Here is a 15,560-nt window from a genome sequence, read left to right on the forward strand (position 1 = left end):
ACACAAATGGTTCCGTATTCAGACGGCGATAGGGTCGAATTTTGATGCGAAGAGGAGGTGTTTACTCGATACCGATGCGCACGATCTTGTCCACGAGCGCCGAGGCCAGATTGAGCGCGCTGCCGGTGGCGGTCACGATCTGGGGCAGGATCATCCATTCCAGCATCCATGCCGCGCCCGAGCGTTCCTGCTCATGCACCATGGACTGGTGAAGGCCCGAAACCTGAACCGCGTTGAAACGGGCAAGGCTGACCAGCACTTCAGCACCCACCGGGTTTTGTTTATGCGGCATGGCGGATGAGCCGCCACCGCCCGACAGGGAAAGCTCTGCCCCAAGCTCGGCCATCAGCGCGATGTCCTGTCCGAATTTGCCAAGCGTGCCAGTGATCAGCGACAGAAGACTGCCAAACTCGGCGATAAATGCGCGCTGGCTTTGCCATTGCGGTCGGTCGCGAAGGCCAAGTTTTTCTGCGAGAAGGGCGCGCAGTGCAGGGCCTTTTTCGCCGAATTTTTCCAGCGTTCCGGCAGCTCCGCCGAATTGCAGCGGGAAGGCGAGAGCGGCGAGCTTCTGCTCATAATCGGCGATTGGCGCCCGCCAGCTCGTGATGCGGTCTGAAACCGTGACGGGTATGGCGGCCTGCATACGGGTATAGGCCGTCAGGCCATTTTTGCCGAAGGTCGCATCAAGCCATTTGAAGCGGTCGGACAAATGTTGCAGCCGACCGCGTAAAATGGCGTTTGCCTCACGCAGCCGCAGCATCAGGCTCGTATCGATAACGTCCTGGCTGGTCGCACCAAAATGCAGTTGGGCCGCGAATTCCGGACCGGTCGCCTGACGCAGTTCCTTGACGAGTGCCGGGATGATGACGCCATCCCGTGCGGTCCCGCTTTCAAGAACGGACAGGTCCGGTTCAAAAGTCTCCGCTGCAAGCCTGATCGCATTGGCGGCTTCATTGGGGATAATCCCCAGCGAAGCCTGGGCATCCGATAGCGCCACTTCGAAGCGGACCATTCCGGCAATATCCGCAGCCGCGGTGAAGAGACTTAAAATCTCTTCGTCATCGCCAAAAAGTCCCGCCAGAAACGGATGTTCGAATACCGAAATGCTCATGCGTCAAATATCGAAAAAGACGGTTTCTTTTTCGCCCTGCAAGTGGATGTCGAAAGTATAGATGTCACCTTCGCGCTGGCCGATCAAGGTCGGGACGCGCATGCGGTGCTCGACGCGCGCCAACACCGGATCTTCCGCATTGGCGTCGGCCTCGTCGGAGAAATACATGCGTGTGTGCAGGCCGAGATTGATGCCGCGCGCGACGATCCAGAAAAGGATATGCGGGGCCATCAGGCGTCCGTCCCGGAAGGGAACGCGACCGGGCTTGATCGTCTCGAAGGTGAATTCGCCGGTTTCCATATGGGTTGGGCAGCGGCCCCATCCACGGAAATTGGGATCGGCCTTGCCGCCGGTTTCCGAAGGGCTGTTGTACAGTCCCGTGGCATCGGCCTGCCAGATTTCCACCAGCGCATCGCGCAGCGGCGCACCTATGCCGTCAAGAACGCGACCCTTGATGGTCACGCGCTCGCCCAGCGTCTTGTCGTTGGTTAGCGGGCTCGTTCCGAGATCTTCCGCGAAGACGCCATGGATGCCGACGAAATTCGGCGTCAATCCGATATGGACGTAAGGGCCCGCGGTCTGGGATGCGCTTTCCTTGAGATAACCCAGTGGCTGTACCATATCAGTTGCCCTCCGGACGGTTTTCAAAGAAGGTTGAGCGGCGTCCGCGCAACACAATGTCAAATTTGTAGGCCAGCATATCCATTGGCAGGGTCGCATTCATGTCGAGCGGTGCGATGAGGCGCTCGACAGCGCTTCTGTCAGGGACCGTCTTCACGATCGGGCAGCGCCAGATCAGCGGATCGCCTTCGAAATACATCTGGGTGATCAGACGCTGCGCGAAACCATGTCCGAAGATCGAGAAGTGGATATGGGCCGGGCGCCAATCGTTGACGCCGTTCGGCCACGGATAAGCGCCCGGCTGGATCGTCTTGAACCAGTAATAGCCGTTCTCATCGGTGATGGTACGGCCAACACCGCCGAAATTCGGATCGATGGCGGCGAGATAGGTTTCTTTCTTGTGGCGGTAGCGACCACCGGCATTGGCCTGCCAGAATTCGAGCAGCGCACCCGGAATCGGGCGATTGCTTTCGTCCAGCACGCGACCATGCACCAGAATGCGCGGGCCGACCGGCATTTCGCCGGGGCGCGCATAATTGCGGATCAGGTCGTTATCGAGTTCGTTCAGCATGCCATGCCCGAAAACCGGGCCGGTAATCTCGCTCTTGGTGCCTTCCAGCGACAGCAGCGCGCGGGTGGGCGAACGCAGAACGGATGTTTTGTACCACGGCGTATAGGCCGGTGGATGCATGGTCAGATCGCGAGCGAAAAAGGGGCTCGTTTCCGGCGGTGTGTTTTTCATTTCTCGGCTTCCTCCGCTTCCATCTGTGCGTAGGTCTGTTTGGCGATCTTGAACGCGTGGTTCGATGCGGGCACGCCCGCATAAATCGCAACATGCAGCAGAGCTTCGCAGATGTCGTCCTTGGTTGCGCCGGTATTCTTCGTGGCGCGGATATGCATTGCAACTTCATCGTCCTGGCCAAGTGCGGCCAGAAGCGCAATCGTTACCATGGAACGCTCGCGCTTGGTCCACTGCGGACGCGACCAGACCGTTCCCCATGCCGTCTCGGTGATAAGCTCCTGGAACGGTGCATCAAGACCCGTGGCACCATTCGATGCCCGGTCCACATGCGCATCGCCAAGAACCGAGCGACGGACGCTCATTCCAAGCTTGTAACGCTCGGAGCGCTCGGCAGTGTCACCCATGGTTATTCTCCCTGGAAGCTTAATTTGAAAGGCGGGTTGAAAGAAAATCGCGCAACAGCGAGACATAGGCGTCCGGTTGTTCCACGCAGGGTATATGGCCGCTATGCGCGATTTCAGCGAAAGTCGCGCTGGGCACGAGGCTTGCCAGTTCCTTGACGAGCGCAGGCGGCGTTGCGCCATCCCGATCGCCGACGACACATAGCACAGGCACGGAAATCGCCTTCGCTGCATCCGTGAAATCGGCATCGCGCAGGGCCGCGCAGGTGGCCGCATAGCCATCGAGCGGCTGGCGCGCGAACATGTTGCAATAGGCGCGGAAGGCATCATTGTCCGGCTTGCGGAAATCGTCGGTGAACCAGCGCGGCATGGTGCCGTCCAGAATGCTTGCCAGACCGTTCTGCAAAATTGCGTCGATGCGGGCGTTCCACATGTCCGCAGTGCCAATCTTGTGTGCGGTGTTGGACAGGATCATGCCCGCGACGAGATCGGGGCGGGCGGCATAGACACCCTGCGCAATCAGACCGCCGACCGAAAGGCCGCACAACACCACGCGGCGGATCGACAGCTTTTCGAGAAGCGCGATCAGGTCCTGCGCCAGAAGCGCGATGGAGTAGGGGGTGTTGCCGATATCGGAAAGGCCGTGTCCGCGCTTGTCATAAACCAGCGTCGGGATGTCGTTGCCGAGCTTTGCCCGAACATCATCCCAGATGCGCATGTCGGTTCCCAGCGAATTGATGAAAACCAGAACAGGCTTTTCATCCCCGCTCCACTGCAAATCATAGTGAAGCACGACGTCATTTACGTTGGCGAATTGCACGGCTTTCTCCTCTTGATCAGCACTGTTGCGCTTTCCAATTGGTTAAGTAAAATGATATTATCAGTCGAAATCATAACTTATAGGTTATCTAATCACGTGATCGGGAACAGGATCAAGTTTCGCCATCTGCACACCTTCGTTGAAGTGGCGCGGCAGAAGAGCGTGGTCAAGGCGTCTGAGATTTTGAATATCAGCCAGCCCGCCGTCACCAAAACAATCCGTGAGCTGGAGGATGTGCTGGGCGTTCCGGTTCTGGAGCGTGACGGTCGCGGTATTCGCCTGACGCGTTTCGGGGAGGTGTTTCTGCGCCATGCGGGAACGGCGTTGACGGCCTTGCGGCAGGGGCTCGATTCCGTCTCGCACGAGCTGGACGGTTCCGGCCCGCCGATCCGTATCGGCGCTCTGCCGACCGTTTCCACGCGCATCATGCCAAAAGCCATGAGCCTGTTTCTGGCGGAAAAGGCGGGCAGTCGTGTGAAGATCGTCACGGGCGAGAATGCGGTTCTGCTGGAGCAATTGCGCGTTGGCGATCTCGATCTGGTTGTCGGGCGTCTGGCCGCGCCGGAAAAGATGACCGGCTTTTCCTTCGAGCATCTTTATTCCGAACAAGTGCGGTTTCTGGTCCGGGCAGGGCATCCGCTCACTGACGGGCGACCTGTCTTCGATCATCTGGCGGATTATCCGGTGCTGATGCCGACGCAGAATTCGATCATCCGCCCCTTTGTGGAACGACTGCTGATCGCCAACGGCATCGGCGCGCTGCCCATTCAGGTGGAAACTGTTTCGGATGCTTTCGGGCGCGCTTTTGTTCGTGACAGCGACGCGATCTGGATCATTTCCGAAGGTGTCGTCGCGCGCGATGTGGCCGAAGGCAAACTGGTCATGTTGCCGATCGATACCAGCGAAACTGTCGGCCCGGTGGGCCTGACAATGCGGACGGACACGGTCAGTTCGGGATCGCTGCAAATGCTCATCCAGATATTGCGCGACGTTTCCGGCGCTTCGCTGTCCCGCTCAGTCTCCGGTGCCGGCACAGGCGGAACGTCGCTTTGATACTGTTAGTGATGCAATAGCTCGCCCAGAAATTTGCGCGTGCGTTCCTGTTTCGGATTGGCGAAGAATTCGTCCGGAGAAGCCTGTTCGATAATCGCGCCTTCCGCCATGAAGATCACGCGGTCGGCCACCTGCCGTGCAAAGCCCATTTCATGGGTAACGCAGATCATCGTCATGCCTTCGTCCGCAAGGCTGACCATGGTGTCGAGCACTTCCTTGACCATCTCCGGGTCGAGCGCGGAGGTCGGTTCGTCGAAGAGCATGACCTTCGGCTTCATGCACAGCGCGCGGGCGATGGCGACGCGCTGCTGCTGACCGCCTGAAAGCTGCGACGGAAATTTGTCGGCCTGCTCCAGAATTTTCACGCGGTTCAAAAGCGTTTTAGCGCTCTTTTCCGCGTCTGCCTTGCTGGTCTTAAGCGAGCGCATCGGCGCGAGCATACAGTTTTGCAGCACGGTGAGATGCGGGAAGAGATTGAACTGCTGGAACACCATGCCAACCTCACGACGCACCGCATCGATGGATTTGCCCGCATGGCCGAGCAGAATGCCGCCGACATGGATTTCGCCCTTCTGGTAGGTTTCCAGATGATTGATGCACCGAATGAGCGTCGATTTTCCGCTGCCGGACGGTCCGCAAAGAACGATCTTTTCTCCCTTGCGTACATCCAGATTGATGTCGTGCAAGGCTTGAAAATTGCCGTACCATTTTTCGACATTCTGCAAGCGGATCATCGCATCGGAGTTCTCGGCAGAGGGCTGGTGGATCATCGGGTCACTCCGGGCAGTGTCGTGGTGGTCAGCGGCTCGACGCGGCAAATTTGCGTTCAAGATGCGCACCGAAGATTGTCAGCGGGCAGCACATCAGGAAATAGAGCGCGCCAACAATGCCGAAGACGGTGAGCGGTTCGAAAATCTGGTTCGAAATGATGTTTCCGGCCCGTGTCAGCTCGGTAAAGCCGACGATGGAGGCAAGCGAGGTTCCCTTGATCAGCTGCACCAGAAAGCCGATGGTGGCAGGCAGCGAAATGCGGATCGCCTGCGGCAGGATCACGTCCTTCATGCGCCAGAAATAGCGAAGGCTGAGCGCTTTCGCAGCTTCTGTCTGGCCCTTGGGCACCGCTTCAATGGACCCGCGCCAGATTTCGCCCAGATAGGCGCTGGCATGCAGTGTCAGGCCAATCGCAACGGCAAGCCATGCATCGAGTTTCAGCCCGATGAGCGCAAGGCCGTAATAGACCACAAAGAGCTGCATCAAAAGCGGTGTTCCCTGAAAGACCGCGATATAGGTTGCCGTCATCCGTTCCAGTGCTGGAATGCCCGAAGTGCGCAGCAAGGCAATGCCGAGACCTGCGGTGCAACCGCAGACAAAGCCAACAGCCGAGAGCACTACCGTCCACTTCAATCCGATCAGCAGGAAGACAAATTCATCGTGACCCATGGGAAAACTCCTACTTGACCGGATAGGCGAAATAGCGCGCCGAGATGAAGGAGAAGAGGCGCATCATGACCCAGGAAATCACCAGATAGAACGCCGTGACGGTAAAATAGACCTCGAAGCTGCGGAAGCTGTCGGATTCGATGCGCTGGGCAACTGAAGTCAGTTCATAGGCCGAGATTGCCGAGGCAATGCTGGTTGTCAGCGTCAACAGGATGAACTGGCTTGTCAGCGACGGGAAAATCGCCCGCAAGGCCGGTTTCAGCACGATCAGCCGGAAGACCTGTGCCTTATGCAGGCCAAGCGCGATGCCAGCCTCGATCTGGCCCTTTGGAATGGATTGAACGCCGCCGCGAATGATCTCGATGGCATAGGCTCCGCCATTGATGCCCAGCGCGATGATAGCGGTTGGCGTCGGGTCGAGCCGGACACCGGCAAGCGGCAATGCGAAATAGATGAAGAAGATCTGGACGAGAAATGGCGTGTTGCGGATGAGTTCGACAAAGCCGATGACCAGCCAGCGCAGAAACCAGAAGCGTGAGCCGCGCAGCAGTACACCGCCAATGCCGATGACGATTGCCAGCAACATGCCGAATATGGCCATGGTAAAGGTTCCCAAACAGGCAAGCAGCAGGTTGGGGAGGCCATCGATGACCGGCGTGAAATCCAGAGTATAATTCATCGTTCGCTCTGTCTGTTTGCTCTTGAACAACAGGCCTTGAGCCTTGGGCGACGTCGTCTTTCTGGTCGCCGTTGTTCTCTTTGCTCCAATTGACCGATGCGGCCAGATGTCTGTCGGTCAGTCTTTGTCGACCATCTTTGCCATGGCTTGCACGGCCAGCTCATAACCATTTGCGCCGAAGCCAATCAGGATGCCGGTTGCGACGCGTGAAATAAGTGAATTGTGGTAGATGCTCTCGCGGGCATGGACGTTCGAAATATGCAACTCGATCTTCGGGCCGTCGAACATCTTCAAGGCGTCAAGCAAGGCGACTGAAGTAAATGTATAGCCCGCCGGATTGACGATGATACCGCAAGCTTGCTTGCGCGCCTGATGCACGCTTTCCACCAGTTCTCCCTCAAAATTGGTCTGGCGAAAATCCACCGTAAAACCAAGTGTCTCGGCCACTTGCGTCGCGCGGTCGCGAATATCGGCAAGCGTCGTGGTGCCATAGACTGTCGGCTCGCGCTCGCCGAGCAGATTGAGATTGGGGCCGTTCAAAATAAAGATGGTTCTGGACATGGTGCTTCCCGAAACGGCGGGTGGGCCGTTTTACGACATGAGGAAACGGTTGCAGACGCTGGCGTTTGTTAATCGGAAAAGCGCCCCCCGGAGCCTCCCCAATTCTCGTTTTATGCACTTGAACGCAAAGCGACTTCGCGCTTTTGCCGAAAATGCTGTTAGCCAGCGTCTGCAATCAGGATCGCTGAATTATCAGTTCGCCGTGAAGGAAACGCCTTCAAGCTTTTCCGGGAATTCCGGAACAGGCACTTTCATCCACTTATCGTAGATTTTCTTCAGCTCGCCATTGTCCTTGATCTTGTCGATGAAGGTGTTGATCGAAGCGTTGAGTTCCTTTTCGCCCAGACGCGTGCAAGCGCCGTTATAGAGCTTCTGGAATTCCAGCTTGTTTTCGAACTCACCCGGACGGGCCTTTTCGACGCGGTCCATATAGAAGATGTTGCCGCCAAGCGCCTGCACCTGACCGGACGCCAGAGCCTGTACGCTCGGCGCATCGCCGTCATAACGACGGATGGTGGCGCTGGATGGCGCATTCTTGGTAACCTGCGTGTCCTGTGCAGCGCCTTTGGCAACGCCAATGGTGAGATTGGCCATGTCGTCATTGGTTTTGATCGACATGGATTTCGGGCCGATCAGTACGATGGCATTCGCTACATAAGGCTTGCTGAACTGAACGGCCTTGGCGCGCTCCGGCAGCATGGCCATGGTCGCGAACAGCACGTCAACGCGTCCCGTGGTCAGCGCGGGAATGCGGTTGTTCACTTCAAGCGGTACGAATTCGACCGGCACGCCGAGTTCTTTGCCGAACAGATTGGCGATATCGGCGTCGAGACCATCCTGCTGGCCTGCGCTCGTCACAAAACCCCATGGCGGGTTGTCGCCCTGAATGCCGACGATGAGCTTGCCGCGCGCTTTGATTTCCTCTGGCGTAATGGCGGCTGCGGGCTTGGCGAGCCCAACGGCTGCCACCAGCGCTGCCGCGCCCAGCATCATGTGACGACGTGTCAGCATAGACTTAAACATTCGTTCCTCCTCCCAAAAACTGGCGCTCTATCGATCCTCTCCCGTGGATCAGATGGCCGTATGATTATATGTTTGGCAGATGATGCTTGGCAAATCAACCGAGTTTATCCAAATCATATGAGATTTTGAATTTTACATAAAACGGATTTTCCCGCCCGCCGCTAGAGCGGGCGTGATTGGGCAGATGACCGATCAGGCAATACGTCCGCTTTTGAGAATATGCTCCACGCCGCTCTGGATATGGCGGCGTATGACGGCTTGAGCGCCTTCGACGTCCCGCGCAACGGCCAGTTCAAACAGCAATTTGTGGTCGTCCACAACAGGGCGTCCGCGAAATGTCTGTGCCAGCATGTGATAGCGCAGAAAGCGGTCGAACACCGAGGATAGCGCCGTCAGCAGCGTTTCCGAATCGCATGCCGACACAATGGCTTGATGAAATTCCCAGTCGTAACGAACCCAGTCGATGGTGCGCGAAGCATCGCCCGCAAGCAGAACCCTTTCCGCCGCCGCGAGCTTATGATGGGCAGCAACGATACGCCCTTCCCATTCAAGGTCGCCAGATGCAAAGGAAAGCGCGATGGCATGGGTTTCGAGAACTCCGCGCAGATCGGCCAGTTCCTCCAGCTCCTTGCGGGAGGCGGGGCTGACTTCGAAGCCGCGCTGCCCCTCGGCCACGACGAGATTTTCCGTCGTCAGGCGGTTGAGGATTTCGCGCAGTGACGAAACGCTGATCGAATAGCGCTCCTTCGCCTGTTCAAGCTTGATCTTGGCTCGTGGCGGCAATGTTCCGGAAATGATGTCCTTGCGGATCTGCCGGAAAACCACATCGCTGACGGTTTCGGTGGATGCACTGTCTTCCCGCAGCATGGTGTTTCCTTTTGCGTGGCGGTCACGTTCAATAACGATAGCGGGAAGGGCAGCCGATCAGGGCAGCGTGCCCCCGGCCAGCGCATGTTGGACGCCGCCATCTATATGTTTGATAAGAATGGCTTTTGCTTCGGTCGCATTGCGCGCCAGTGCCGCATCGAGCAACTGCTTGTGTTCCTTTTCCGCGACGTCGCCACGATAGGACAGCGCAACCATCTGATAGCGCAGATATTTATCGAAGACGGTGGCATGGGTTTCCATTAACAGCCGGGAACCACAGGCTGAAATCAGCGCCTGATGAAACTCCCAGTCATAGCGCTTCCACTCTTCCGCTCGGCTGGCATCACCTGACGCCATGATCTGCTCCATCCGTGCCAGCTTGTAGTGCGACGAGACCAGTTGCGCCTCCCAATCCATGCCGCCGAAGGCGAAGGACTGTTCTAGCGCGTGGGTTTCCAGCAGCAGGCGCAATGCGGCGATTTCCTTGAGATCGGCATCCGACATGGGGGCGACTTCGAAACCGCGCTGACCCTCGGCGACGACAAAGCCCTCCGACGACAGACGGTTGAGAATTTCACGCAGTGTGCTGACGCTGGTGTCGTAGGAATCCTTCAGGCTTTCCAGCCGTAACCGTTGTGCAGGCGCCAGTCGCCCGAAGATAATATCGGTGCGAATGCGGCGATAGCAGCTTTCAGCGATGGACTCATTGGAAGATTCGTAACGCATTAGGAGATATCTCAGATATTCGACACTTTATCATACATGTCTCGCGTTCCTGTTACAATGTGATATCCTGACTTGCAGCAGGGTTTGAGACTTTCTCGGATGATCTGTGGATCGTCCCTGATCGTGAGTGCTGCCGAAATATCCTGGGGAGGAACAATGACGGACAGATCATTTGATAAATCGCGCGGTTTGAAGATCACACGTCTGCTTGGTCGAGAGAGTGTGTGCTGATGGCGCCACTTCGCATCGCGCTGATTGGCGCAGGCTTGATTGGCCGTGAACATGTCACGTTGATATCGGCAAACCCAGATGCGGAACTGGTTGCGATCTCGGATGTGTCGGATGAAAGCGTGTTCTATGCTTCCGCCATCGGTGTTCGCCACTTTCTCGATTTTGAAACGATGCTGGATGAGGTCAAACCCGATGGGGTCATCATCGCCTCGCCGAATGCATTGCATGTTTCGGCAGCGTTGGCCTGCGTTGAGCGCGGCATCGTCAGTCTCGTCGAAAAGCCGATTTCCGACAGGCTTGAAACCGCAGTTGCGCTGGTCCGGGCCAGCGAAAGTTCAGATGTGCCGGTACTGGTCGGACATCAACGTCGGCACAGCCCCGACATTCAGAAAAGCAGGCAATTGATTGCCGAGGGAATGATCGGTCGGCTGGTTGCCGTGCATGGCATGTGGCTCACCGATAAGCCGGGGCACTATTTCAATGCCGAATGGCGTCGCCGGGCAGGTGGTGGACCACTGCTGATCAATCTGATCCATGACATTGATTGCCTGCGATATATTTGCGGCGATATCCATTCCGTACAGGCTTTCACTTCCAACGCTGTCCGTGCGTTCGAAGTCGAAGACACGGCCAGCATTGGGCTCCGGTTTGAAAACGGTGCGCTCGGCAGTTTCCTGATGAGCGATACGGTGGTCTCGCCTTTCAACTGGGACACGGCTGCGGGGCAGGCGCTTTATTTCCCGCATCAGCCGGAGAATGCCTACTATTTCGGCGGCACAAAAGGCTGTTTAACGGCACCCGGTATGGATTTGTGGCGGCACGAAAATCCGGATGGCAACTGGCAGGACCCGCTTCTGCGCCAGCATGTTTCGTTGGATCGGTCGCGCGCCTATGTCAATCAGCTCGACCATTTTCTGTCGGTCATCCGTCGCGAGGCGGAGCCTTTGGTGTCCGCACGCGATGGAATGATGACACTCGCGACCGTGCTGGCAATTCAGGCAGCCGGGACCGGGAACAGCACCATATCCGTGCATGAATTCTTGGAGCAGGCGAACGCCTAACTCTCGAAGTCGCCGAAAATATCCTGCAAGCGGGTCAGTTGTTGCACGCGTTCATCGACAGCGCTGCCGAGCAGAATGATGATATGCGACAGCATGAGGTCCATGATCGCCGTCATCGTCGCCGCGCCATCCCAGAGCGGGCCGTGAGAGCCGGGGACGATGAGCGCGATGTCGGCGACTTCATTTGCCCAGGAGCAGAACTCGTCGGTCAGCAGGATCACCTTCACGCCGACACGGCGCGCTTCGATCGCCAGAGGGCGCGCCTTGGAGGCAAAGCGGCGCACATCGTGCAGAAACAGCACGCGGTTTTCGACGGAGCCGTCCAGCAGTTCCGCATAGGTGCCGTTCAGTCCATCCACGAAGGAGACGCCGGGGCGCGAATAGGAAAGTTGCGATGCAAAATATTGCGCGATGCCGCGCACATTCTGATAGGCGGCAACATAGACTTCGCGCGCGTCGATCAGCGCGTCGATGGTCTGCTGCCATTCCGGGCTGGTGGTCAGCTCATAGACGGTGCCAAGATTCTCGATCTGCTCCTGTACCAGACCGGCGAGCAGTTTTCCTTCGCGGAAATCCTGCTGAAGCCGGGCGACCGGTCCCTTCACCTGCCATGCCGGATTGGAACGACCGCGCCTGAGCGCCGTTTTCAGTTCTTCCAGTCCGTCGAAGCCCAGCCGTCGCAGGTAACGCCCCACGGTCATTTGAGAAATACCCAGCCGTTCGGCGATGGACTTTGCCGTCTCGAATGGAAGATCAGCGATGTTGCGCTCGATATAGCTGGCGATCAGCTTGTCGGCCTTGGATTTACGCAGCTCGGCGCTTTGCAGGCGTACGAGAATGTCTTTAGCCAAATCTTACCCCTCCCGTAAGCACCTCAGCGGTTCCCCTTGGAACTGAATCATCCAACCGCTCTATCTATTTGTTTTGAGCACATCTTATCCAAAAATCGTATCAAGATTTTCGGGATGTGCTCCAGTCGCTATAGCGGCGACTGGAGGTGATGCAACAGCTTATTGTGCCGTTTTTACCTTTGTCCAGACCCGGTCGAGCTGGCGAACGCCGGAGCCAAGATCTTCGAAGATCTGAAGCCGCTTCATCGTTTCGTCGGTCGGGTTGATTTCCGTGCTGCTCTTGATGTTGTCTGGCGTCAGCTGCCGGGCAGGCACATTGGGCGTACCGTTGGTCTGTTGGGCAACATTGAGCGCTGCAATTTCAGGCCGCGTGTAGAACTGCATGAACTTGATAGCATTGTCCTTGTTCGGGGACGTTTTGAGAACGCACATATCTTCCTGATACATGGTTGCGCCTTCTTCCGGAATGACATAGCCGAGGTCTTTCGGGTTGCCGAAGACGTCGATCATGCTGCCGACGAAGAAATGCGCGGCGGCAACGTCACCAGCGCCGACCATCGGTCGGGAATCATAGGTGAAAGCGGCCACATAAGGCTTCATCTCGATCACCGTATCGGCAGCTTTCTGAAGCTGCGCCGGGTCGGTCGAATTCACGGAATTGCCGTTGAGGATGAGGCCAACACTCAGCACTTCGCGCATATCGTCGAGAAGGGTGATCTTGAGCTTCTTTTCCTTGACCGTCGCCAGCAGGTCTTTCCAGCCGGTTATATCCTTGCCGAGCACACGCCGGTTATAGAGAATGCCGACAGTTCCGAAGGCATAGGGCAGGCAATATTCGCCCTTGGGGTCGCTTTTGGCGCGAAGGAACTTCGGATCGATATTCTTGAAGCCCTCATAGGTGTTGATGTCGGTCTTGGCCAGCAGATCGAGCTTGGCCATGATGTCCTGCATATGCACGGACGGAAACACGATGTCATAGCCGCTGGCGCCGCCCTGAATCTTGGCCAGCATTTCCTCATTGGAGGAATAGGTGGAAAGATTGACCTTGATCTTGGTCTCTTCCTCAAATTTCTGAAGAACGGCGGGATTGATATACTCGCCCCAGTTATAGATGTTCAGCTCGTCTGCGAAGCTTTTGCCGGTAGACATGCCCATAACCGTAAGCGCAATCAGCCCGAGGCGCTGAACGGCACCCTTGAAGGTCGTCATTGTAGTTCCCCTTGTCGTTTGTCACATTTTTCTCAAAGGCCGCAGCCTTTCCCGCTTATCGCTGATGACGGAAAGGATGGGTCTTCGAGGCGTTGACTTGTACCGGAATATGGTATCAACATAACCAAATCACGCAAGAGTTAATTCAATAACATTTCGGGGAACGAAAAATGCGCGATGCGATTGTGCGGCTGGTGTCCGCCGCCAAGACATTTGCCAGTCCGGAGGGCGGCGAGGTCAAGGCACTGGACGGTATCGATCTGGATATTGGTCGGAATGAGTTCATCACATTGCTGGGCCCGTCGGGTTGCGGCAAGACGACGTTGTTGCAGGCAATCAGCGGATTTGCCGCACTGGATAGCGGGCGGATCGAGATCGACGGCGTGGACATGACGGACCGTCCGCCTTATCGCCGTCCGGTCAATACGGTCTTCCAGAACTATGCGCTGTTTCCGCATATGAGCGTCGGGCAGAACGCCGGATATGCTCTCGAAGTCGCGGGTGTCGGCAAGGCCGAGCGCACGGAGCGCGTCAGGGCTGTTTTGCAGATGGTGGGATTGGCCGGTATGGAAGCCCGCCTGCCGCGTCAGCTCTCTGGTGGTCAGCAGCAGCGTGTCGCTTTGGCCCGGGCCATTGTGGCACGGCCAAAAGTTCTGCTGCTGGATGAGCCGCTATCCGCGCTCGACAAGAACCTGCGCGAGGCGATGCAGTTCGAACTAAAAACCTTGCAGCACGAATTGGGCATTACCTTCATCTTCGTCACCCATGACCAGCAGGAAGCGCTGACCATGTCGGATCGCGTGGCGGTGCTCTCCAATGGGCGCATCCAGCAGCTGGACACGCCGCGTGTTGTGTACGACCGCCCGGTCAATGCATTCGTCGCCAATTTCGTTGGCGCCAGCAATTTGCTGGAAGGGCAAGCCGACGCCAAGGGCTTCGTGCTGGGGGATGGGACGGTGTTACATCACGACGGTGACGGCAAAGCCAAAGGCAAGGTTACCGCACTTCTGCGGCCCGAAAATTTCTCGCTTGTCGCGCGCAATGAAAGACATGGCGCGCTCGATGTCACGCTCGACCAGATCGTCTTTGTCGGCTCGTCTTTCGAGCTGCTTGGGCGTCTCGCGTCCGGGCGCAAGCTGATGGCGCAGATTCCGGCGGTGGATCGAAACTCTGTCAATGATCTGCAGCCGGGGCAGGCCGCGCGCTGGTATTACGATCCGGCTACGGTCCACCTTCTGTGTGAAGGGGAGGGTGCGTGATGAATCTCGCTGCCCTGCGGCGCATGCAACTGACGGTTCTGCTTGGACCGGCGACACTGTTTCTGATCGTCTTCTTCGCCATACCGCTCGGAATTATGGTGGTGACGAGCTTTCTCGCGCCCGGTCTTTATGGCGGTGTCGAATGGGAGTTCTACCCGCATAATTTCGGGCGCATTCTGGGTTTTGCCGACCCGGCATTCGAGGAATACGACCCCATCTACCTATCGATTTTCTTTCGCTCAGTCCGGATAGCCATCGTGACGGTCATTGCCGCCTTGCTGGTCGCTTATCCCGCCGCGTTCTACATCAGCAGGCTTCCCGACCGGTGGAAGAATTTCTGCATTTTTCTCATTACCCTGCCGTTCTTCGCCAGCCTGATTGTGCGGCTGTTCGTCTGGGTGATGATCCTGCGCCCGACAGGCCTCATCAATGAAACGCTGATGTCGCTCGGCATCATTTCGCGTCCATTGGATATGATCTATACCGACGGGGCCATCGTGCTGGGCATGGTCTATGTGTTCCTGCCATTCATGTTCATGCCGGTCTATGCCAGCATTGAAAAGCTGGACTGGCGTCTGGTGCAGGCGTCGCTTGATCTGGGGGCAGGTCCGGTGCGGACATTCTTCCGGATTGTCCTGCCGCTGACCGCACCCGGCATTGCCGCCGGTTCGGTGATTGTCTTCATTCCATCACTTGGAAATTTCGTTGTGCCTGCCGTGCTCGGCGGTGCCAAGGTGATGATGCTCGGCAATCTCATCGAAGGGCAGTTTCTCTCGGCGCGCAACTGGCCGTTCGGGTCGGCGCTCGCCATGATGGTGATGGCCGTCATGCTGGTGCTGCTGTTGTTCTATGTGCTTTTGACCAACCGGCGTAATGCCGCCGAAGCGCTGTCGCGGTAAGGGGAG

The 15,560-nt window shown here is 57.2% G+C and carries 18 protein-coding genes; 4 read left to right on the forward strand and 14 right to left on the reverse strand.

Features of this window, described 5'->3' with window-relative positions; all coding sequences use genetic code 11:
• Positions 1 to 61 precede the first annotated feature (61 nt).
• Genes FHW00_RS02480 through pcaD form a run of 5 tightly spaced genes read right to left on the reverse strand, consistent with a single transcriptional unit; the run spans position 62 to position 3,695 of the window.
• Complete coding sequence (locus FHW00_RS02480) at positions 62 to 1,111, reverse strand: 3-carboxy-cis,cis-muconate cycloisomerase (RefSeq protein WP_078336731.1); 1,050 nt, start codon at positions 1,109 to 1,111, stop codon at positions 62 to 64.
• 3 nt (positions 1,112 to 1,114) lie between these two features.
• The gene (gene pcaG / locus FHW00_RS02485) at positions 1,115 to 1,732 is read right to left on the reverse strand and encodes a protocatechuate 3,4-dioxygenase subunit alpha (protein WP_078336732.1); all 618 of its coding nucleotides are present in this window, start codon (positions 1,730 to 1,732) and stop codon (positions 1,115 to 1,117) included.
• 1 nt (position 1,733) lies between these two features.
• Positions 1,734 to 2,474, reverse strand: a complete 741-nt coding sequence (pcaH, locus tag FHW00_RS02490) for a protocatechuate 3,4-dioxygenase subunit beta (RefSeq protein WP_113533405.1) — start codon at positions 2,472 to 2,474, stop codon at positions 1,734 to 1,736.
• Positions 2,471 to 2,878 (reverse strand): 4-carboxymuconolactone decarboxylase, encoded by a 408-nt coding sequence (gene pcaC, locus FHW00_RS02495; protein WP_078336733.1) that lies wholly within the window; start codon positions 2,876 to 2,878, stop codon positions 2,471 to 2,473. The genes pcaH and pcaC overlap by 4 nt, the downstream gene beginning before the upstream one ends.
• 19 nt (positions 2,879 to 2,897) lie before the next feature.
• Positions 2,898 to 3,695, reverse strand: coding sequence for a 3-oxoadipate enol-lactonase (gene pcaD, locus FHW00_RS02500; protein WP_078336734.1), 798 nt, complete (start codon positions 3,693 to 3,695; stop codon positions 2,898 to 2,900).
• 96 nt (positions 3,696 to 3,791) lie between these two features.
• On the opposite strand from pcaD, the gene pcaQ reads away from it, so the two are divergent.
• Positions 3,792 to 4,748: a pca operon transcription factor PcaQ gene (gene pcaQ, locus FHW00_RS02505; RefSeq protein ID WP_078336735.1), complete on the forward strand. Its 957-nt coding sequence runs from the start codon at positions 3,792 to 3,794 to the stop codon at positions 4,746 to 4,748.
• Positions 4,749 to 4,753: 5 nt separating this feature from the next.
• Here the strand turns inward: pcaQ and FHW00_RS02510 are convergent, their stop codons facing one another.
• The 7 genes from FHW00_RS02510 to FHW00_RS02540 form a co-directional block, all read right to left on the reverse strand.
• Positions 4,754 to 5,482, reverse strand: coding sequence for an amino acid ABC transporter ATP-binding protein (locus FHW00_RS02510; RefSeq protein WP_113533503.1), 729 nt, complete (start codon positions 5,480 to 5,482; stop codon positions 4,754 to 4,756).
• A gap of 64 nt (positions 5,483 to 5,546) precedes the next feature.
• Entirely contained in the window at positions 5,547 to 6,188 is a 642-nt protein-coding gene (locus FHW00_RS02515; protein WP_078336737.1) for an amino acid ABC transporter permease, read from the reverse strand.
• Positions 6,189 to 6,198: 10 nt separating this feature from the next.
• Positions 6,199 to 6,867, reverse strand: a complete 669-nt coding sequence (locus FHW00_RS02520) for an amino acid ABC transporter permease (protein ID WP_078336738.1) — start codon at positions 6,865 to 6,867, stop codon at positions 6,199 to 6,201.
• A 117-nt stretch (positions 6,868 to 6,984) separates the two neighbouring features.
• Entirely contained in the window at positions 6,985 to 7,428 is a 444-nt protein-coding gene (gene aroQ / locus FHW00_RS02525) for a type II 3-dehydroquinate dehydratase (protein ID WP_078336739.1), read from the reverse strand.
• Between the two features lie 192 nt (positions 7,429 to 7,620).
• Positions 7,621 to 8,451 (reverse strand): transporter substrate-binding domain-containing protein, encoded by an 831-nt coding sequence (locus tag FHW00_RS02530; RefSeq protein WP_078336740.1) that lies wholly within the window; start codon positions 8,449 to 8,451, stop codon positions 7,621 to 7,623.
• A 192-nt stretch (positions 8,452 to 8,643) separates the two neighbouring features.
• Positions 8,644 to 9,318, reverse strand: coding sequence for a GntR family transcriptional regulator (locus FHW00_RS02535; protein ID WP_078336741.1), 675 nt, complete (start codon positions 9,316 to 9,318; stop codon positions 8,644 to 8,646).
• 57 nt (positions 9,319 to 9,375) lie between these two features.
• The gene (locus tag FHW00_RS02540; RefSeq protein WP_078336742.1) at positions 9,376 to 10,044 is read right to left on the reverse strand and encodes a GntR family transcriptional regulator; all 669 of its coding nucleotides are present in this window, start codon (positions 10,042 to 10,044) and stop codon (positions 9,376 to 9,378) included.
• Between the two features lie 230 nt (positions 10,045 to 10,274).
• Between FHW00_RS02540 and FHW00_RS02545 the strand changes: the two genes are divergently transcribed.
• Positions 10,275 to 11,336 (forward strand): Gfo/Idh/MocA family protein, encoded by a 1,062-nt coding sequence (locus FHW00_RS02545; protein WP_078336743.1) that lies wholly within the window; start codon positions 10,275 to 10,277, stop codon positions 11,334 to 11,336.
• Here FHW00_RS02545 and FHW00_RS02550 read toward each other — a convergent pair.
• Positions 11,333 to 12,187, reverse strand: a complete 855-nt coding sequence (locus FHW00_RS02550; protein WP_078336744.1) for a MurR/RpiR family transcriptional regulator — start codon at positions 12,185 to 12,187, stop codon at positions 11,333 to 11,335. The two genes, FHW00_RS02545 and FHW00_RS02550, sit on opposite strands and share 4 nt — an antisense overlap.
• A gap of 159 nt (positions 12,188 to 12,346) precedes the next feature.
• Positions 12,347 to 13,396, reverse strand: coding sequence for a polyamine ABC transporter substrate-binding protein (locus FHW00_RS02555; protein WP_078336745.1), 1,050 nt, complete (start codon positions 13,394 to 13,396; stop codon positions 12,347 to 12,349).
• A gap of 170 nt (positions 13,397 to 13,566) precedes the next feature.
• Between FHW00_RS02555 and FHW00_RS02560 the strand changes: the two genes are divergently transcribed.
• On the forward strand, positions 13,567 to 14,655 hold the full coding sequence (locus tag FHW00_RS02560; RefSeq protein ID WP_078336746.1) for an ABC transporter ATP-binding protein: 1,089 nt from the start codon (positions 13,567 to 13,569) through the stop codon (positions 14,653 to 14,655).
• Positions 14,655 to 15,554, forward strand: coding sequence for an ABC transporter permease (locus tag FHW00_RS02565; RefSeq protein WP_078336747.1), 900 nt, complete (start codon positions 14,655 to 14,657; stop codon positions 15,552 to 15,554). Before FHW00_RS02560 ends, FHW00_RS02565 begins: the two co-directional genes overlap by 1 nt.
• Positions 15,555 to 15,560 lie beyond the last annotated feature (6 nt).

This window comes from Ochrobactrum sp. P6BSIII (genome assembly GCF_014138065.1).
In the GTDB taxonomy this organism is placed as follows: domain Bacteria; phylum Pseudomonadota; class Alphaproteobacteria; order Rhizobiales; family Rhizobiaceae; genus Brucella.